Annotated in this window: 16 protein-coding genes and 1 pseudogene; all 17 read left to right on the plus strand. The window is 39.2% G+C overall.

Features of this window, described 5'->3' with window-relative positions; genetic code table 11:
- Positions 1 to 20: 20 nt before the first annotated feature.
- Positions 21 to 917, plus strand: coding sequence for a GNAT family N-acetyltransferase (locus AAV98_RS13190; protein ID WP_060666037.1), 897 nt, complete (start codon positions 21 to 23; stop codon positions 915 to 917).
- Positions 918 to 967: 50 nt separating this feature from the next.
- Positions 968 to 2,560, plus strand: coding sequence for a M2 family metallopeptidase (locus tag AAV98_RS13195; RefSeq protein ID WP_060666038.1), 1,593 nt, complete (start codon positions 968 to 970; stop codon positions 2,558 to 2,560).
- Positions 2,561 to 2,753: 193 nt separating this feature from the next.
- Positions 2,754 to 3,992: a D-alanyl-D-alanine carboxypeptidase family protein gene (locus AAV98_RS13200; protein ID WP_060666039.1), complete on the plus strand. Its 1,239-nt coding sequence runs from the start codon at positions 2,754 to 2,756 to the stop codon at positions 3,990 to 3,992.
- A 142-nt stretch (positions 3,993 to 4,134) separates the two neighbouring features.
- The gene (locus AAV98_RS13205) at positions 4,135 to 4,581 is read left to right on the plus strand and encodes a pyridoxamine 5'-phosphate oxidase family protein (protein ID WP_060666040.1); all 447 of its coding nucleotides are present in this window, start codon (positions 4,135 to 4,137) and stop codon (positions 4,579 to 4,581) included.
- A 208-nt stretch (positions 4,582 to 4,789) separates the two neighbouring features.
- Entirely contained in the window at positions 4,790 to 5,263 is a 474-nt protein-coding gene (locus AAV98_RS13210; RefSeq protein ID WP_156317766.1) for a DUF6241 domain-containing protein, read from the plus strand.
- Positions 5,264 to 5,550: 287 nt separating this feature from the next.
- Entirely contained in the window at positions 5,551 to 6,717 is a 1,167-nt protein-coding gene (locus tag AAV98_RS13215) for an acyl-CoA dehydrogenase family protein (protein ID WP_060666042.1), read from the plus strand.
- A gap of 380 nt (positions 6,718 to 7,097) precedes the next feature.
- Positions 7,098 to 7,391 (plus strand): YhdT family protein, encoded by a 294-nt coding sequence (locus tag AAV98_RS13220; protein ID WP_060666043.1) that lies wholly within the window; start codon positions 7,098 to 7,100, stop codon positions 7,389 to 7,391.
- Positions 7,388 to 8,851, plus strand: coding sequence for a sodium/pantothenate symporter (panF, locus tag AAV98_RS13225; RefSeq protein WP_060666044.1), 1,464 nt, complete (start codon positions 7,388 to 7,390; stop codon positions 8,849 to 8,851). Before AAV98_RS13220 ends, panF begins: the two co-directional genes overlap by 4 nt.
- A gap of 20 nt (positions 8,852 to 8,871) precedes the next feature.
- The gene (locus AAV98_RS13230) at positions 8,872 to 11,073 is read left to right on the plus strand and encodes a poly(ethylene terephthalate) hydrolase family protein (RefSeq protein ID WP_060666045.1); all 2,202 of its coding nucleotides are present in this window, start codon (positions 8,872 to 8,874) and stop codon (positions 11,071 to 11,073) included.
- 74 nt (positions 11,074 to 11,147) lie between these two features.
- On the plus strand, positions 11,148 to 12,410 hold the full coding sequence (locus AAV98_RS13235) for an MBL fold metallo-hydrolase (protein ID WP_231687745.1): 1,263 nt from the start codon (positions 11,148 to 11,150) through the stop codon (positions 12,408 to 12,410).
- Between the two features lie 77 nt (positions 12,411 to 12,487).
- Positions 12,488 to 12,970: a hypothetical protein gene (locus tag AAV98_RS13240; protein ID WP_060666047.1), complete on the plus strand. Its 483-nt coding sequence runs from the start codon at positions 12,488 to 12,490 to the stop codon at positions 12,968 to 12,970.
- A 514-nt stretch (positions 12,971 to 13,484) separates the two neighbouring features.
- Entirely contained in the window at positions 13,485 to 14,000 is a 516-nt protein-coding gene (locus AAV98_RS13245; protein ID WP_060666048.1) for a CBO0543 family protein, read from the plus strand.
- A 136-nt stretch (positions 14,001 to 14,136) separates the two neighbouring features.
- Positions 14,137 to 14,646: a PTS sugar transporter subunit IIA gene (locus AAV98_RS13250; protein WP_060666049.1), complete on the plus strand. Its 510-nt coding sequence runs from the start codon at positions 14,137 to 14,139 to the stop codon at positions 14,644 to 14,646.
- A 46-nt stretch (positions 14,647 to 14,692) separates the two neighbouring features.
- Complete coding sequence (gene treP / locus AAV98_RS13255) at positions 14,693 to 16,108, plus strand: PTS system trehalose-specific EIIBC component (RefSeq protein ID WP_060666050.1); 1,416 nt, start codon at positions 14,693 to 14,695, stop codon at positions 16,106 to 16,108.
- A gap of 65 nt (positions 16,109 to 16,173) precedes the next feature.
- Positions 16,174 to 17,852: pseudogene (locus AAV98_RS13260) on the plus strand (glycoside hydrolase family 13 protein).
- A 35-nt stretch (positions 17,853 to 17,887) separates the two neighbouring features.
- Positions 17,888 to 19,588, plus strand: a complete 1,701-nt coding sequence (gene treC / locus AAV98_RS13265) for an alpha,alpha-phosphotrehalase (protein ID WP_060666051.1) — start codon at positions 17,888 to 17,890, stop codon at positions 19,586 to 19,588.
- A gap of 27 nt (positions 19,589 to 19,615) precedes the next feature.
- Entirely contained in the window at positions 19,616 to 20,323 is a 708-nt protein-coding gene (treR, locus tag AAV98_RS13270; protein WP_060666052.1) for a trehalose operon repressor, read from the plus strand.
- The last annotated feature ends 329 nt before the right edge of the window (positions 20,324 to 20,652 follow it).

Raw genomic sequence — 20,652 nt, forward strand, 5'->3', positions numbered from 1 at the left:
AGACCATAGGGGGCATGTATATGTATCATATAAAACGTTTGAGTGAATGTACATTGAATCAAGCACTTGAAGCTTGGAACAAGGGTTTTGAAGGGTATTTTTTTGATGCAACCATGGATGTCGACCGATTTGCGGCAAGATTGGGTCAGGAAAATATTTCTGCTACCTTATCCATTATTGCGTTTGACGATGAAAATCCTATAGGACTCCTATTAAGTGGATTAAAAAAAATCGGGGATAATCTCGTTGCATGGAATGGAGGCACAGGGGTAGCTGCCTCTCATCGTAGAAAAGGTATTGGGAAGTTGTTAGTAGAGAAAGCTTGTGAGCTATATGAAGAAAAAGGGATTCATACATCTACTTTGGAAGCTATCTCTAAAAACGACCATGCAATTGCATTATACGAAAAGAAAGGGTACAAGGTTGTTGATCATGTGGTACACCTTTCCCTTGAAACCTCTGTGGAATTTAAGGATTCTCTAGAATTTTACCCTGTTCATACTTCTGCTCATGATGCGCAGTATTTATCAAGTTATCATCATGACACGCCATGGCAAAGTCAATGGTGGTGCATGAAAGATGGCTTGACACTGCAACTCTTGGGATCTGAAGGCGAAACTGCTGCATATGCCATGTTCAAAAGACAATATAGCCCTGATGGGACCTTAAAAGCCATTGCAGTCACCCATTGTTTTATAAATGAAGGACAGCAAGAACCAGAAAGAGTATTGGAAGCTTTATTCTTTCATCTTTTTCCACCGACAGTTGCGCCTTACCAATGCACGGTAGCATTTTTTCAAACGTCCAATAAAATGGTCTATGACTATCTTATCGACAAAGGCTTTGCCATGAAGGTAGAGCAAGTGTGGATGAAGAAGGCCATAACAGCTGCTGTGGACTCAGGGCATAAAAATTAAGAAGATAGAGTCGGATTATACATATAGTATTTATTTTTGGAGGGATCGTTATGATGGTTGAAAAGTTTTTAGATGAACAAAATGAACAGTTTCAGAAACTATTAAAAAAATCCACCCACGCTGGCTGGATGGCACAAACGACTGGAGAAAAGAAATGGGCAGAGGAAGCCGGAAAAGCTTCCAGTGAATTTAGCCTTTTCTATGCCAATCAAGATCGTTACAATCAGGTGAAATCTTACCTGCAAGACCCAGAAATTACGTTGGAACAAAGAAGACAGTTAGAAATTTTAGAGTATGGAATGAAAGAAAATCAATTGGATAAGGAAACAATTGAAGAAATGTCTTCAATGTCTTCTGAACTTAATTATCTTTTTAATACGTACTTGCCTGAAGTAAATGGAAAAAAGTTATCCGCAAATGATATTAGAAATATCTTGTTAAATAGTACAGACAGCAAGGAGCGGGAAAGAGCTTGGAAGGCAAGTAAAGAAGTGGGTCAAGTTGTGTCGCAAAAGTTATTGGCACTAGTGAAAAAGAGAAATGAAGCGGCAAGGAAATTAGGCTATGATAACTATTATGAAATGTCGTTTGCCAATCAAGAACTAGATTTAGAAGAAGTTTTTTCTATGTTCGAAAATCTAGTAGAACAATCGGATTCTACTTTTCGTAAGTTGAAAAGTGAATTAGATAACGAACTAGCCAAAAAATTTGGAGTAAAAGCGGAAGAATTACGACCATGGCATTATGTGGATCCATTCTTCCAGGAAGCACCGGCAAACGAACAAACGAATCTGGATCAATATTTCAAAGGGCAAAATCTGGAGAAATTGACTGCGGACACGTTTGATTCCATGGATATGCCAATTGAAGGCCTGTATGCTTCCTCTGACTTAAATCCTCGTGAAGGAAAGAACCCTACTGCGTTTTGTATGGATATGAACCGTGAGGGAGATATTCGGGTACTATGTAACAATTTAGATAATACGTATTGGATGGGAACCATGCTTCATGAATTTGGACATGCGGCGTACAACAAATATGTAAATCGCGATCTTCCCTATCTATTAAGAAGCTTTGCACATATTTTAACAACAGAGGCCATCGCAATGTTATTCGGGAAAATGACGGAAAATAGAGAGTGGTTATCTAAGTTTTTGAAAGTAGACGATGGGAAGCTTGATGTCTTAATGCCGTCCCTTGAAGAGCATGAACAATTAAAAATGCTTATATCAGCAAGGTGGATTATCACCTTTGTTTTCTTTGAAAGAAAGCTGTATGAAAATCCTGATCAGGATCTTAATGCTCTTTGGTGGGAAACAGTGGAAAACATTCAATTGCTTCATCCACCTGAAGACCGGACCAATCCAGATTGGGCGGCAAAGATTCATTTCACTCTTGCACCTGTTTATTACCAGAACTATTTATTGGGAGAATTGACTGCTGCACAACTCTATCAACATATCAAAAATAATGTTTCGGATGAGTTTTTCTCCCTTAAGGTAGGAGCATTTATTCGTGATGAATTCCTGGCACCAGGAGCAACCTATCAGTGGAATGAAAAAATTGAAAAAGTGACGGGCGAGCCACTAAACCCAGACCACTTTATAAAAGCCTATTGCCACTATGAAAAAGTAAATAATTGATCGTTTAGGGTAAGTAGATTTCATTTCTACTTACTCTTTTTTTGTTAAGTTTTTATGACTTTTCTAACAAATCCTTAATTTTTCATGAAAATCCTATGAATTTAATATAAACTAATAATTAGTGATATTTTTCGAGTTTTTTTGACATAACTCTACACTGATAATAGAGAAACTAGAAGGGATGACTTCTTTTATGATAAAAAAATTACAAATATGTGTCATCATCCCACTACTTGTTTTGGTTTTTGGGAATTCAATAGCAGTGCAAGCAGAAGAACCAGGAGATTTATTTAGTGAGTCCGCTATATTAATAGATGCAAAATCAGGTCATATTCTATATGAAAAAGACAGTAAACGTGAAATGTATCCAGCTAGCATCACAAAAATCGTGACTGCTATTATTGCTATAGAAGAGGGGAACCTTCAGGACATTGTAACGGTAAGTAAAAATGCAAGGGACCAAGACGGATCAAGGGTATATTTACTTGAAGGGGAAAAGGTAACGCTTGAGAAACTAGTTCAAGGATTGATGATTAATTCTGGTAACGATGCAGGTACTGCTATTGCAGAACATTTTGATGGCAGTGAAAAAGCTTTTGCCATAAGAATGAATACATTTGTGAAGGAAAAAGTAGGGGTGGAGGATACAAATTTCACAAACCCCCATGGTTTGTTTCACCCTGAACATGTGACAACTGCACAGGATATGGCAAAGATTGCCCAATATGCAATGAAAAATGAAACCTTTAGGAAGATTGTCGGAACAAAGGAAATGGAGTGGATTGGTGAAGGTTGGGAGACAACGTTGTACAATCATCACCGCTTATTATGGGATTACGAGGGCACAACTGGAGTGAAAAATGGTTATGTGCCGGAATCAGGTCATACATTGGTTACTTCAGCAAACAGGGATGGTATGGATCTCATTGTCGTAACCATGAAGGCAGCTTCAAAATATTATATCTACAAAGACACCATGACTTTATTGGATTATGGTTTTGCAAATTTCATAACAGATGAAATCAAAAAAGGTGAAATGGTAACAGATGCTGGCGGTAGAGAGTACATGCTTGCGAAAAATGTGCATGTAGCAAAGATGGATGATGAAATGGTCAGCTTGCGTGTAAACAAGGACAAGGATTTGGTAGTGAAAATCGGAACCCGTAAACACGTGGAAGAAAATGTGTTGGTTGAACAAGAAAGAAATGATTTAACTCCTGTTCCTACAGCATCTTCATCGGATTCCACCGATCAATCAGGTGGAGATACAAGTTCAAAGAGCAGTGTAGGTTCTACCATTTTTATCTTCACTGCACTATTAATCTTCTTTTTTGGTATGAATACGCTGCAAAAAAGAAGAAGGAGAAAGAAAATGCAACAACGTTACGCTGATTCTCTCGTATATTCTAGAAGAAGCAGCTATTATAGGTAAGGAAACAGCGAAGCGACCTGTAATATACAGGTCGCTTCGCTGTTTTGTATTTTTAAAGAAGGGTAGGGTATGAATAAGGGTTTGGCGAGATGCCCAAAGAATGTATATAATGGATATATGTAGATAATAGGAGGGAAAGATCATGCAGAGAAAAGAGAATTCGCTTAGTAAAGAACTGGTTGAGTTATTGCAAGGGGAGAAAATCGTGTCCCTGATTACAACAGACAAGGATAGCAAGAAACCGAATTTAAGCGTCGTGTCATGGTTGGTTGCACATGAAGATGGGAAAACGATAAAATTTGCTTTAGGGCACAAGGCAGAGAGTGCGTTTAACATACAAGAGAACCCGGAATTAATCTTAGGTGTAGTAGGAGCGGGAAGTTGTTATTCCATTAACGGTAAAGGATCCGTATCTGAAGTTATAGATAAAACAATGAAGTATCGTGTGGTGACCGTTGAGGTGGAGTCAGTGGAAGATGTCATTTTTTATGGCGGAAAAATAACGCAAGAACCTGACTATGTGAAAACATACGACGAAGATCTTGCTAAAAAGCTAGATGAAGAAGTTTATGCACTTTTGAAAGGCTGATAGTTCGATGCAAGGGGTTGTCCAGATTAGGTGGGCAGCCTTTTCTATATATCTAGAATATATCTCATAGTTAATAGCAACCTAGAAAAGTAATACTTTTCCATATATAATAATAGAATACTACATTTTCTATTTGAAAGGGGTTTCTATGAAAAGTTGGTTTAAATTGAACAAAAGTAAAGTCCTTCCCTTCTTGGGTGTTTTATTTATGGCAGGAGCACTAATTACATACTATTTATACACGTCCCCATTTCAGGAAACAGGGTCGGCAGGGGGGCAAGGGAACCCTTCTTCAAGTACATTATCCACATCAAACAGTATTACAGTTGAACAAGAAAACCCATTCAATCATAAGAAGAAACTGAACGAAGTCCATGTTGCTAATTACATTCATTGGATGTCTCATCAAAAGGTCAAAGCAGAAAGCAAATGGACCCATTATAAGATGACTCCTGAAAGAATTGATTGGCTATTGGAAAAAGTTCAAGAAGCTGAGTATAAACATGAAGAAGTGTATGTGGAAATTCTAACAAAATGGCAGAACGGTGACTTTTCCACAGCTGACCTAGATCATAATAAGGTCTGGTCTTTGCTTAACGGGACGATTGGTAAAGCAACTGGCGTAATGACAGAAGAACAAGAAAAAGAATACTTAAAAAATCCAACTATCAACTTTAAATAATGGCTGCAACATTACCTTATGGTAAAATGATGGAGAATTCGCATAAGGCCACTGAAAAACTGATAACGGAAAGTTTTTTATGATTCCTAGCTGGTGATTGTAGCAAAAGGCGAAGACTCCTGAGGGAGATAGCGCTAGCTGGAGACCCCGCAGGCGTAGCCGAAGGAGGCTCACGTCAGCCCCTAGGAAAGCGAAGCCATTTGCGGAAATCAACAGCGGTGTCTAAACACATTCTTAGTTCAATGATTTTTTCAGTGGCCTCATTCGCATAAGGGTGGTTATTTCAGATGAATGGAATTAGAAGTTTTGCTAGAACACAAGAGCAAGAGTTGATGGTAAAAAAAGCATCTTCTTTGGCTTCGGACTTTTATATCCGCTCTGGCCATTATGATCAGAATGCTGAATTTCCTTTTGAAAATTTTCAAGCACTTAAGGATGCGGGATTACTGGATCTTACCATACCAAAGGAACACGGTGGGCAAGGTGCAGGGCTGTATGCATTTGTTTTACTACAGGAAACCATTGCACAAGGTGATGGACCAACTGCACTGAGTCTTGGATGGCACTTGGGTATCATGATGAACGAAGGGATAAATCAATCATGGCCAAAGGATATTTACAAAAAAATTTGTGCGGATGTTGTACAACATAATAAATTGATAAACAGTGCGCATAGTGAAAGAAAGACCGGAAGCCCAGCAAGAGGAGGTAAGCCTGAAACAGTTGCTAAAAAGCTCTCTGGTGGCGGTTGGCAAATTAACGGAAGAAAAAATTTCACTTCCCTTGCCCCTGTTCTGGATTATTTCATTATCTCAGCAAGCATTGAAGGAACGAATCAAGTGGGAGAGTTTTTGCTTCCGCGAAAACTGAAAGGAATTACTATTGAAGAAACGTGGAACTCTATGAGTATGAGAGCTACAAGAAGTGATGATTTGGTGTTAACAGATGTTATCACAGATGAACAGGCACTATTATATATAAAGAAGAAAAAAACTCCAAAACCACAAGGGTGGCTTCTTCATATACCTGCCTGTTATTTAGGCATAGCCATCGCAGCAAGAAATGAAGCTGTATCATTTGCTGCTTCTTACCATCCAAACAGCCTCCCTCATCCGATAAGAGAAGTACCTAAAGTAAGGGAAAGGGTAGCAAGGATGGATACAGAATTGATGACAGCACGTCATTTGTTATACAGCGTGGCTAGACTATGGGATGAAGCGCCTGATAAACGAAGTGAACTGATTGGAGAACTTGCGACAGCCAAGCTGGTTGCAACAAACAGTGCCATCTCCATTGTAGATGAAGCGATGCGTATTGTTGGGGCACAAAGTCTACATGCAGAACATCCACTTCAACGTAATTACCGTGATGTCCGGGCAGGATTACATAATCCGCCTGCAGATGAAATTACAATGGAAATGCTGGCTCAGCAAGCTTTCCTAAAAGAAAATTAAAAAAAGCGCAATTCCGTAGATTTACCTTCCAGGCGCTTCGCTTGCCTGAGGGCGGTCCGTGTGCCTCTCTACTTGCACCGTGGCCACTGAAAAACTGATAACCTAAAGTTTTTATTAATTCCTAGGTGTTGATTGGAGCAAAAGGCGAAGACTCCTCGAAAATGCTACGCATCTTCTTCGTGCGATGAATCGCTGCCGAAGCCTTCCTTGTCATGAGGGAGATAGCGCTAGGTGGAGACCCCGCAGGCGTAGCCGAGGAGGCTCACGTCAGCCCCTAGGAAAGCGAAGCCATTTGCGGAAATCAACAGCGTGGCAATCCAGTAACTTATAAAGTAAATGCTATTAAGAAATACAGACTGATATAAAAAGAGAGTGATTTTATGCACGAAAAATTTAACAAAGGTAAAAGAGACTGGCGCTATCCCATTGCACATAGAGAAGCATGGATTGGGATTGCGCTTGTTCTTTTCCATTTCGCTTGGTGGTACGGTTTTGCTTATGGTTTTGGATCAAAGCCAGTCGACACCTATACATATATTTTAGGCTTACCCGCTTGGTTTTTTTATAGTTGTATACTTGGATTCATTATCATCATTTTACTCGTCATTCTAGTGGTCAGGTTTTTGTTTAAGGATCTTCCTTTAGAGTCAGATGAAGAAGGAGATCATCCATGAACATACAAGTGATTATTCCTTTATTGATATTTCTTGTTATTATTTTCTTCATTGGAGTGTTTGCCTCCAGGAAACTATCGAACACATCTTCTTTTGTACAGGATTATTTCCTTGGGGGAAGAGAGCTTGGAGGACTGTTACTTGCGATGACTATGGTTGCCACATACGGGAGTGCCTCAAGTTTTATTGGTGGGCCCGGAATTGCATACCATACAGGACTAGGTTGGGTACTCTTAGCTATGATACAAGTGGTGACAGGATATTTTGTTTTAACGATATTAGGAAAGAAATTCGCTATAGTAGCACGGAAAATGAAAGCCATCACGCTGATCGATTTTTTAAAAGAAAGGTATCAGAGTAAATGGGTGGTGTTGTTATCGGCCTTTAGCATCATTCTTTTCCTTTTCTCCGCGATGGCAGCACAGTGGATTGGCGGAGCAAGGCTCATCGAGTCGATAACGGGTCTTTCTTATACCTCTGCGTTGTTTATTTTTGCTGCTTCTGTATTGGTATATGTAATTATTGGAGGATTCCGTGCGGTGGCCATTACTGACGGTGTGCAAGGAATTGTCATGATTATTGGGACAATAGTCATTTTAACAGGAACCGTCATTGCTGGTGGTGGCATACCTACCATTATGAACGATCTTGTGAAGGAAAATCCGAATCTTATCACACCTTTCGGAGCGGATGGATCATTGACTCCATTATATGTATCGTCCTTTTGGATCTTAGTAGGGGTTGGAGTAGTTGGACTTCCTCAGGTGGCTGTCAGAGCCATGTCTTATAAGAATTCCAAAGCTATGCACGCAGCATTGATTATTGGTACAGTTGTTGTTGGGTTCATTATGCTAGGCATGCACTTGGCAGGTGTGTTCGGAAGAGCGGTTTTACCGGGCTTAGATACACCAGATACAGTCATGCCACTTTTGGCCTTGCATGTCTTGCCAGGATGGTTGGCAGGGATTGTCTTGGCAGCTCCGATGGCTGCCATTATGTCGACGGTTGATTCTCTATTGCTCATAGTGAGTTCCTCCCTTGTAAAAGATGTATACTTAAACTATGTGCGTCCTAACGCGCCAGAAAAAAATATTAAACGAATAAGCATAGGTGTAACAACAGTTGTAGGGGTACTTGTGTTCTTTATGGCCATTGATCCACCTGCATTTCTAATCACCTTAAACCTTTTTGCATTCGGCGGGCTGGAAGCGGCCTTTATCTGGCCGGTTGTATTGGGTCTATATTGGAAAGGTGGAAATGCGGTTGGTGCACTGGCATCCATTCTTGTAGGGGTGCTTTCCTATATCTGTATAACTTTATATATTCCAGATGCATTTGGTATGCACAGCGTAATAGTTCCAGTCATACTTTCTCTTGTAGCCTATATTTTTTGCAGCATAATAGGTAGAGATAACAAGAAGCATGAACACCAAGAAATAATTAATAAATACTTGCTTTAATAAAAGAGTAGGAGATTAAAATGAACAAGCTAAAACAGCTTTATTATAACGGTATGGAACAAGCTAATAGCTTTATGATTGAGAGTAAGAGGCAACTGGTGATGAGCCTCCTTCTTTATATTTCCATTTTGGTTGTCCTATTAAGTTATTTTTTCTTTTCAGGTGTAGGCAAGTGGTTTGATATACTTTTGATTTCAGGTACTGGTGCATTGACATTAATTTTAGGGATAGGGATTACGCTACTGTTCTTAAATATCCTAAGAGGTTTACCTAGATTTCTTGTGTCAGTCATTGTAGCTTGTATAGCTGTGATATACAGTGTTGGCACATTTTTGGGACCATTTTTCCGGTTAATGGGTTTTAGCGTAATGGTACTCGCCATACTTTTAGGAGTCACGGTATTTCTTTATCGTAAACGGAAAAAAACACTTTTCCTCATTTTTAGTTTCCTCACGATAGGCTTGCAAGTAGCCGCTATTTATCTTGCAGTTACAGATGGAAAAGAAGGCCCTTGGTCACTTGAGGTAGGAGAAGTTGCCACAACTTTAACAAATCCAATGGAGAGTGGAAGTTCCAAGGTTCAATTTTTTACATATGGCAGTGGCAAGGATGAACGCAGGGAAGAGTATAGAGTTGTTAAATATGAAACCCAAACTGTCAATATGTCATCGTTTGTTGCACAACCTAAAGGCTTGAATAAATGGTATCGAGAATGGTTTTGGGGCTTTGATTTGTACAATGCTCCGTTGAATGGGCGAGTGTGGATGCCTGAAGAGGAAGGGGCATACCCTTTAGTATTAATCGTTCATGGCAATCATAATATGGCTGATTTTTCAGACAGAGGTTACGCTTATCTCGGAGAAATGTTGGCAAGTAAAGGCTATATCGTTGCGTCGGTTGACCAAAATTTCATCAACTCTGGAAAAACAGGTCATATCGGCTGGGATAATGCTGGGAGGGCATGGCTGTTATTAAAGCACTTGGAACAATGGCAGTCCTGGAATGAAGACAAAACTCATGCGCTTTATAATAGAGTAGACATGAACAATATCGCTCTTATCGGTCACTCCAGGGGTGGAGAAGCTGTCAGTATTGCGGCTCTCTTTAATGAACTTGACCGGTTTCCGAACAACGCAAAAGTGAGTTTGAACTTTGATTTTTCAATAAAATCATTGATAGGTTTATCGCCTGGTGATGGTAAATTCAAACCGGGAGACCAACCAGTCAGTTTACAAGATGTGAATTATCTTACTCTACAAGGTGGAAATGATACCGACCATACGAATTACCTTGGAATGAGGCAATTTCAGCGAGTTACTTTTTCAGAAGGTTTTGATGGGTTTAAAAGCAGTGTGTATATCTATGGTGCCAACCATGGCCAATTTAATTCAGATTGGGAAGTCGATCAGCCAAGCCCATATTGGTGGTTCATGAACCGAAAAGAAATTATGGAGCCTGAAACTCAAAGAGAAATCACCAAGGTGTATGTTTCTGCTTTTCTTGACGCCACACTAAAAGGAAAACATGAATACCGCGGTGTATTCTCAGATAAGGAAATGGCTTCGTCGTGGATTCCAACCGATCCACTTCGTGTGCGCTATGAGGACCGTGATTTTCGACCAATTGCTACATTCGAAGAGGACGTAGATGTCACGAAGACAACCCAAAAAGATGGAAAGTTACAAGGAAACAACCTTCGAATCTGGAAGGAAATTAATTTACTTCAAAGAGATAAAGAACACCAAAATAATCAGGTAGTAAAATTGGGTTGGACGAATAAAAATAGTCGATATACTATCACATTGCCTGAAGGTGCTGCAAATAATTTTACAGAAGAGACTGTATTAAGGTTTGATGCAGTTCAGGCCCATCCATCAAGGTATGATTTTTATCATATAGACCTACCCGAGGGATATAGAAATAAAGCAATTCCTGTCTCAGTAAATGTGAAAGCAAAAGGGATGACTGATTTTGATGGTAGACTAAGAAAAACCATTTATATCGAACCCACTTATACGACGACATTGTACCGTTTTGATTGGTGGAACGAGCGTTACGGTAATCAGTATGAACATATGCTTCAAACATACGGTTTCCCTTTGAATTATTTACAAGAAAACTTCCCGGACATCGATTACACTCAAATAGAAGAGGTTACTTTTGAATTTAATCAAACCGACAGCGGTTTAATTTTCTTAGATAACATCGGCTTTACCAACTAATCAATGAATAAAAACACCCACTCTCCCTCATAGTAAATATAGAATCACTACAGAAGGGGGAGAGTAGGTTGTACATGAAAAAAATTATCATACTGCTGCTTCTCTCCATTATTCTTCAGCCTCTGGATACATCCCAGTCAAGTACCCTGACTCCACTGTCAATCAATCAAACAGACTCACCTACATTTTTATATGAAATAGAAAAGCCTAAGAATACTAACATCCTATCACTTCCATTTCTTGTTCATTTTATTGATGTAGGACAAGGGGACGCGATCCTATTGCAAACCCCTAATGGATCTAACGTACTGGTAGATACCGGCCCAAAGGATTCATCCACAAAGCTGCTTGCTTATTTGAAGAAAGTAAACGTGAAGTCCATTGATTTATTAGTCATCACTCATCCCGATTTTGATCATATTGGAGGAATTCCGTCTTTATTAGAAAAGTTACCTGTCAAGAAAATACTAGACAGCGGTAAGGCCCACACAACATTAACTTTTATTCAATACAAACAATATGTTTGGAACAATATTGTCCCTGTTCAATATGCGAAGGAAAAAATGAAGTTGGACATTGATCCTGAGTTGAAAATCAAGGTGTTAAACAGTGGTTCGGAAGAAAAAGAAACCAACAATGCATCCATCGTCCTACATATAAGTTATGGGGAGATGAAATTCCTGTTGATGGGTGATACGGAGGAACAAGAAGAAAAACGAATGAGCAGGAAATACAACTTGGAATCGACCATTTTAAAAGTCGCACATCATGGTTCTAATAGTTCATCAACGGCATCTTTTTTAAAGGATGTTCAACCTAGAATAGCCGTAATATCTGCTGGAAGAGATAATGATTTTCACCACCCTCATTTGCCGGTCTTAAACAGATTAATTGAAAGTGGAGCGGATATATACAATACTGCAGAATCCGGAAGTATTGTATTTTCAACAGATGGAAAATTATTATTTGTCAATAGTCGTCCATGGCTTTATGCCAATCAGCAAAAGCAAGAATCTAAAAAATCAGTGGTCATCACTAATTTGGATGTAAAAGAAGAAATGGTCACGTTAGAAAATAAAAGTTCTGAAACAGTTGATATGTCTTATTGGAAATTAGTAAGCAAAAAAGGGTATCAAACGTATGATTTCCCTGAACATTATACACTACAACCAGGTGAAACTATTTACATTGCTTCTGGCGCGCATAAACAACATTTCAAAAAGTATATCCATTGGCTGAGCGATCATTTATGGAATAACAATGGAGATAAAGCCCAGCTTTATGATGATCAAGGAGATTTAGTGGATGAATATGAAGCAGGAGGGAAGGACGGATAGGTTTAATTAGCTTCGAATTGTGTTATGTAAGTAGGAAAGAAATTATCTTTAAAGAACACAATGCGAGGAGCCTTAAAATGAAAAAACTAAAAAAACCGGTACGTCTTACACTAACATTAATGATAAGCCTGTTCTTATTTATGTTCTATATCCACTCTACAAAAGAAAAAGTTGTCGCTTCAGCTGTAAAGGAAACAAACCAGAATGGGATTTCATTAAGCCTGCAAAACCCTTATGTTATGCCAATTAAAGTGTACCGTGCCTCCATGATGGACAGCAAAGAAAACGAGCTACCCATTACTGCTTATAGCATCAAACTAAATGGAGTGTATTCTGGAAGTGATTCCAACGTGGATCAGTCGTTCATGTCTACCCAAACAGAGGAGTTTGAAGAATTGAAGGAGGTTACGATACCAAGTGACACCTCCAAAAAAGAAGAAATCTATAGCATCTATATTACTGACCAAAAAAGTAAAGGAAGCGTAGAGGCAGCAGAAAAAGTTGAAATTACCTTTAAAATATTCTCCTTTCTACCAATAACGACAACAATCTCACTCTAAACACTGCATAATCTGCAGTGTTTTTTGTTTGAAGATGAAGTGATAAAATCCGTCGATTTCCGTTACAGGCGCTTTGCTTGCCTGCAGGCAGAAAGTGAGTCTTCTTACTTGGTTGGAAGTCCCTTGAAAAGTCTTGATTTTAGTATTTTTATAACCACCGCTGTTGATTTCCGCAAATGGCTTCGCTTTCCTAGGGGCGGTGCTTGAGCCTCCTCGCTTCGCTGCGGGGTCTCAAGCTACCGCTATCTCCCTCAGGAGTCTTCGCCTTTTGCTCCAATCAACAGCTAGAAATCAAAAAAAGTTTACGTTATCAGTTTTTCAGTGGCCTTTTTGGTTGCGGGGGTGCCCCGTGGAAAGTGCAGCTATTCGGGGAAAGTAACAGCTCCGTTTTATACATGAATGTTTTTGTTTGTAGATTAATTCACTGAGTAAATTAAGGGCAGTAGGGGAAGATAAAACAACTTATGACTGTTTTTTATGGTGTTTAAGGTAATAAAGAGAGGGAATGTACATAATGGAGATTGCCAATTATAACTACCTATACAATTGGATAGTATTAAATTCAATTGCCGATCCCCGCTGGTGGCTGTTGTTTTCATCCATATTTCTCCCATGGGTAATATGGTGGTGGATAGTAGATAAAAAAAGGCTATTCGAAAACGTCGCTTATGGTCTCTGTTGGGCTACAATGGCAACGTGGCTTGATATATTGGGGACGGAATATGGCAAGTGGAGCTACCCTATTAAAATAAACACAGACATACAAACGTTGCTCTCAGCCGATACAGCTGTTATTCCGGTTATGTATATGCTTCTTTATCAGTATGCGTCAACTTGGAAAACATTTGTTTTCGGAAGTGTGCTTTGTGCAGCAGTTTTTTCTTTTATTTTTGAGCCACTGTTTATCATGCTTGACATGTTGGAATTAAAAGAATGGTCACATACAAAATCTTTTTTCTCCTTTATTTCTTTAGCAATAGCCACTAGGACACTTTTCTATCTAATAAAAAAGAAACAGAGTACTTTTTAGTTGACGAACATGTATATACAAGTTAGACTATTTTACATTGGCATGTATATACAAGTTGAGCAGTGAATGTAAGCGTTTTTTCGCTGGATGAAAAAAGTTAACCCCATAAAAAAATAATTGTTTTGGAGGGATAATCATGTTTAAAAAACTTTTCGGAATGAAAGAGACCACACAAACTCAAACAGAGGAAACCGTCCTTGCTCCTTTGAGTGGAAAGGTGACGGATCTAAGCGACGTTCAAGATCCCACGTTTTCTCAAAAAATGATGGGAGATGGTTTGGCAATTGTTCCAACGGAAGGCGAGGTAGTTGCTCCTGTTGACGGAGAAATCGTACAGTTCTTCCATACTGGACATGCAATTGGCATTCGTTCCCTAACAGGCGCAGAAATATTAATACATGTAGGACTGGAAACGGTGTCCATGAATGGGGAAGGTTTTGAAGGACATGTAAAGGAAGGCGATAAAGTGAAAGCGGGCGACAAGCTCATTACTTTTAATATCGACCTTATCAAAGAAAAAGCTGCAGATATCATTACTCCTGTTGTTATCACAAATGGAGAGAAAGTAGAGAGCCTTGAAAAAATATCGATTGGAGATGCAGTGAAAGGACAAACAGAATTGCTAAAAATTAAAATGAAAAATTAGATGAAGTTTTAAAATCACAATAGAAGGCATACGGGAGGAAATAGAAATGGACATAAGAAAACAGAGTGAAGAAATTGTCCAAGCCTTAGGGGGAAAGGAAAACGTAAGTGCAGCCACACACTGTGTGACTCGTCTCCGTTTGGCTTTGCATGATGAAAGTAAGGTAGATCAAGAGGCATTAGAAAGTATAGATGTCGTGAAAGGTTCTTTCTCCACAAATGGTCAGTTTCAAGTTGTGATCGGACAGGGAACGGTCAATAAGGTCTATAAAGAATTTGTAGACATTACTGGTGTTGGAGAAGCTTCAAAGGATGAAGTGAAGAAGGCAGCGGAATCTAATTTAAATCCCCTGCAGCGTGCAATAAAAACATTGGCTGATATCTTTATTCCAATACTGCCTGCAATCGTTACAGCAGGGCTACTAATGGGGATAAATAATTTATTAACAGGACCAGGTATTTTCTATGATGATCAATCTGTCATTGATGTTCATACCGAATGGGCGGATATTGCAAGCATCATAAACCTGATTGCCAATACAGCATTTGTCTTTTTGCCGGGTCTGATAGGTTGGTCGGCAGCAAAACGATTTGGCGGAAGCGAGCTCTTAGGTATTGTGCTTGGACTTATGCTTGTGCATCCTGATTTACTAAATGCGTGGGGATATGCAGAAGCACAGGAAGATGGAGCGGTTGAAACGTGGAAATTTTTTGGATTAGAGATTGAGAAGGTCGGGTATCAGGGACAAGTGTTACCTGTTCTTGTTGCAGCATTTGTTCTGGCAAAAGTGGAACAATTTTTATCCAAACGTGTAAGTGACGCTTTTCATATGCTTATCGTCCCACCAATCACTTTATTATTGACTGGATTTGTAACATTTGTCGCAATCGGACCTATTACATTTGCAATCGGTAACTTCCTGACGAACGGATTTGTCGGAATCTTTGATGCTGTTCCAGCGTTAGGTGGACTTATTTACGGTGGGTTATATGCACCTTTAGTTATTACAGGGATGCATCACACATTCCTCGCAGTAGATTTCCAGCTGATTGCAACAATTGGCGGCACATTCTTATGGCCAATGGTTGCCCTGTCTAACATCGCACAAGGTTCAGCTGCCTTTGCGATGATGCTTGCGACGAAAGATGAGAAGTTGAAAGGTTTGGCATTAACATCTTCCATTTCTGCTTGGTTGGGGATTACTGAACCGGCAATGTTTGGTGTTAATTTACGCTTCCGCTACCCGTTCTTTGCGGCAATGTTTGGATCTGCCATAGCGGGAATCATCATTACCATCGCAGGTGTCAAGGCTCCTTCGATCGGGGTAGGTGGAATACCAGCATTCTTCTCCATTATGGCGGAATTCTGGCCGATCTTCTTCCTTGGTATGGGGATTGTACTAGTTGTACCATTTGTCATTACTTTTTTAGTTGCAAAAATGAAAATGAGGAAAGAAGCGTAAAGATTGTAAAAAGGGGTCTGACCCCTTTTTACAATTTTTTCAATTATGAAGGGAGAGCTTGATAGATGAACCATTCTTGGTGGAAAGAAAGTGTCGTGTATCAAATTTATCCTCGAAATTTTATGGATTCGAATGGTGATGGAATTGGGGATATTCAAGGAATAATCATGAAAACTACCTAAAGGAACTTGGTATCGATACCATATGGCTTTCTCCAGTTTATGAATCTCCTAATGATGATAACGGTTATGATATAAGTAACTACATGAAGATAATGGATGAATTCGGAACAATGGATGATTGGGATGAGCTGCTACAAGAGGTACATATTAGAGATATGAAATTGATCATGGATCTTGTGGTCAATCATACTTCTGATGAGCACGAGTGGTTTTTGCAGGCAAAAACATCTAGAGAGAATCCTTATCGTGATTATTATATTTGGCGTGACCCAAAAGTAGATGGCAGCGAACCGAACAACTGGGGATCTAATTTTGGTGGATCTGCATGGGAATACAACAATGAAACAAAAGATTATTACTTGCACTTATTTTCCAAAAAACAACCAGACCTCAATTGGGAGAACGAAAAGCTTCGAGAAGAAGTGCATTCTATAATGAAATGGTGGCTCGATAAAGGAATCGACGGTTTTAGGATGGATGTCATCAACTTTATTTCTAAGGTAGATAGGATGCCTGATGGAGAAGTTAAGCCAGGAAAAAAATATGCTTCAGGGAGCAAGTTCTACCGTAACGGCCCAAAGATTCATGATTATTTAAAAGAAATGAATGAAAAAGTTTTATCTCACTATGATGTCATGACTGTCGAAGAGATGCCGGGAGTAACGCCCGATCAGGCTAGGGATTATACAGGGGATGAAAGAAATGAACTGAACATGGTTTTTCAATTTGAACATATGGGTTTGGATAATGGTCCTAATGGGAAATGGGACTTGCATGAACTGGATTTAATTGAGCTTAAACAGAGTTTATCTAGGTGGCAGTATTCTCTAGCAGAAAGTGGCTGGAATAGTCTTTATTTTAATAACCATGATCAACCGCGGTCCGTTTCAAGATTAGGAAATGACGAAAAATACCGACTAGAATCTGCTAAAATGTTGGCAACACTTCTTCATATGATGAAAGGTACTCCATTTGTCTACCAAGGTGAAGAAATCGGCATGACAAATTGTAGGTTTGATTCAATAGATTCTTATAAGGATATTGAAACACTGCAAGCTTATTCTGACCTGAAACAACAGGGGTGGAGTGAGCAGGAAGTGATGGATAGTATCTTTAAGAAAAGTCGGGACAATGCGAGAACGCCAATGCACTGGAATGATGAGGAGAATGCGGGCTTCACTGCCGGCAATCCATGGTTAGCCGTTAACCCTAATTACAAATCTATCAACGTAGAAGCCGAAAGAAATAAAGAAGATTCTATCTTTAACTATTACAAACGACTGATTAGATTAAGAAAGCAGCATGAACTGATTATTTACGGAGATTATCAGTTGATACTGGAGGACGATCCTGCAATTTTCTCTTATGTTAGAAACTATCAAGACAAAAAGCTACTTGTGATTTGCAATTTTTATGACAAGGAGCCGATATTCAAGCTGCCAAAAGGTATTAATTTTATGACAAAACAACTTTTACTAAGCAACTATACGGTACAAGATCAAAGTAATATTGCAGAATTTACTATGCAGCCATATGAAGCAAGAATTTATTTATTAAACTGATCGATAAAATACATTAATAATAGAGGTGCATGAAAATGAGTAAAAGGGAACTAGAACCATGGTGGAAGAGGTCTGTTGTTTATCAAATCTATCCAAAAAGCTTCCATGATACGACTGGAAACGGTGTTGGAGACATCCAAGGAATTATTGAGAAGCTTGATTATTTAAAAGAATTGGGAGTGGATGTTATTTGGTTGACTCCTATTTACAAATCACCGCAGAGAGACAATGGCTACGATATCAGCGACTATTTTTCCATTCATGAAGAATATGGGACAATGGAAGACTTCGATCAACTTTTATCGGAATCTCATGATAGAGGAATCAAAGTTATCATGGATATTGTCGTGAATCATACTTCCACAGAGCATGAGTGGTTCCAGAAATCTATGCAACAAAAAGATAACAACCCATATCGCGACTTTTATATTTGGAAGGACGGCAAGCAAGACGGGAGCGAACCGACCAACTGGGAATCCAAGTTTGGTGGAAACGCCTGGCAATACGATGACAAAACTGGTCAATGGTATTTGCACCTGTTTGATGTGACGCAAGCAGACTTGAATTGGGAGAATGAAGAAGTTCGCAAACAAGTTTACGATATGATGACATTCTGGTTTGAAAAGGGAGTGGATGGTTTTAGATTAGATGTGATTAACCTTATTTCCAAAGACCAAAGTTTCCCAAATGATGACGGGTCGGTGCCTCCAGGTGATGGCCGTAAATTTTACACAGACGGACCACGAGTTCACGAATATATGAACGAAATGTACGAAAAAGTATTTTCCAAATATGACAGTATGACAGTAGGGGAAATGTCTTCCACGACAATCGACCATTGTATTAAATACACGCGGCCTGAACGAAATGAGCTCAGTATGACATTTAACTTTCACCATTTAAAAGTGGATTATCCTAATGGAGAAAAGTGGTCTGTAGCTGATTTTAATTTTCAACAGTTGAAGGATATTTTGTCTACATGGCAGATTGAGATGGAAAAAGGCGGCGGTTGGAATGCTTTGTTCTGGTGTAACCATGATCAACCTCGTGTCGTATCCCGATATGGAGATGATGGGAAATATCACAACAAGTCAGCCAAAATGCTTGCTACAAGCATGCATATGATGAGAGGAACGCCTTACATTTATCAGGGCGAAGAGTTCGGAATGACCAATCCCGGATTCACGAAAATAAGTGATTACCGTGATGTGGAATCGTTGAATATCTTCAATTTGAAAAAGGAAGCAGGAATGAGCGAGGAGGAAATTCTTGAGATTCTTCGCCATAAATCCCGCGATAATTCCAGAACACCGGTTCAGTGGAATAATGAAGAAAATGCCGGGTTTACAAATGGTACACCTTGGATTGGTATCGCACAAAATTACAAAGAAATAAATGCAAAGACAGCGTTGAATGATAAAGATTCTGTTTTCTATCATTATAAGAAGTTGATTGAACTACGCAAGAACTATGATGTTATCACACATGGGGATTTTCAATTGATTTCAGGAGACCATCCGCAAATATTTGCCTATATCCGCAATAGTGAAAATGAGAAACTTCTTGTAATTAGTAATTATTATGGCAAGGAAAGTTCTTTTGTGTTAGAAGAGGATTTTGATGTGGACGGCTACAAATCAGAAGTGCTATTAAGCAACTATGAGGATTCTAGCAGCCAATATAAAGAATTGACCCTACGTCCATACGAATCCATCGTTTATCACCTGAAAAAGTAATGCTACAATAGCAGTAGGTGGTATTAAATGAAAAATAATAAATATCAAGTAATTTATCAGCAGTTGGTTTGGAAAATAGAAAAACAGGAGTTCAAGTCAGGAGATAAACTTCCGTCTGAACATGAGCTAATGGAGCTTTTCACAACATCAAGAGAAACGGTAAGAAAAGCATTGAATCAACTTGCTCATAATGGCTATATTCAAAAAGTCCGAGGTAAAGGATCAATTGTCCTTGCCCGTGATAAATTTGACTTTCCCATTTCAGGCTTAGTAAGTTTCAAGGAATTAGCAGAAAAAATGGGTAGACCTTGGGAAACAGTGGTACACGAACTAAACACCGTGGATAGCTCTTCTGGTTTACTGGCTAAGTTAGGAGAAAGGGAGCTATGGAAGGTGGTTCGTTCTCGCAGGGTGGATGATGAAAGTATAATATTGGATAAGGACTATTTCATCCAAAGTCAAGTCCCTTATCTAGACACAGAAATATGCAAGAACTCTATCTATGATTACTTGGAGTCGGAAAAAGGATTGCAAATAGCCTTTGCCGATAAAGAGGTAACAGTAGAGGAAGCGACCGAAGAGGACAGAAGGTTGTTAGATTTAAATGGCTTAACTCACGTGGTGGTGGTAAAAAGCATCGTCCATCTTGATGATGCAAGCCCGTTCCAATTCACAGAATCGCGCCATCGTTTGGACAAATTCCGTTTTGTTGACTTTGCAAGAAGAATGAAATAAATGAAGGAAGACGGAAAGACACTCCCGGTAGGTGGGAGTGTCTTTTTTTAAAAAGATAAGAAAGTATAAAATCCTGTTGATTTCCGTTCCAGGCGCTTCTCTTGCATGAGGCCACTGAAAAACAGATAAAATAAAGTTTTTATTTATTCCTAGCTGTTGATTGAAGCAAAAGGCGAAGACTCCTCGAAAATGCTACGCATTTTCTTCGTGCGATGAATCGCTGCCGAAGCCTTCCTTGTCCTGAGGGAAATAGCGCTAGGTGGAGACCCCGCAGGCTTAGTGAGGCCAAGGAATTACTGAAACCGTAAAGTTTTTATTGATTCTTAGCT

Source organism: Bacillus sp. CHD6a, assembly GCF_001293645.1.
Classification (GTDB): domain Bacteria; phylum Bacillota; class Bacilli; order Bacillales; family Bacillaceae_I; genus Sutcliffiella_A.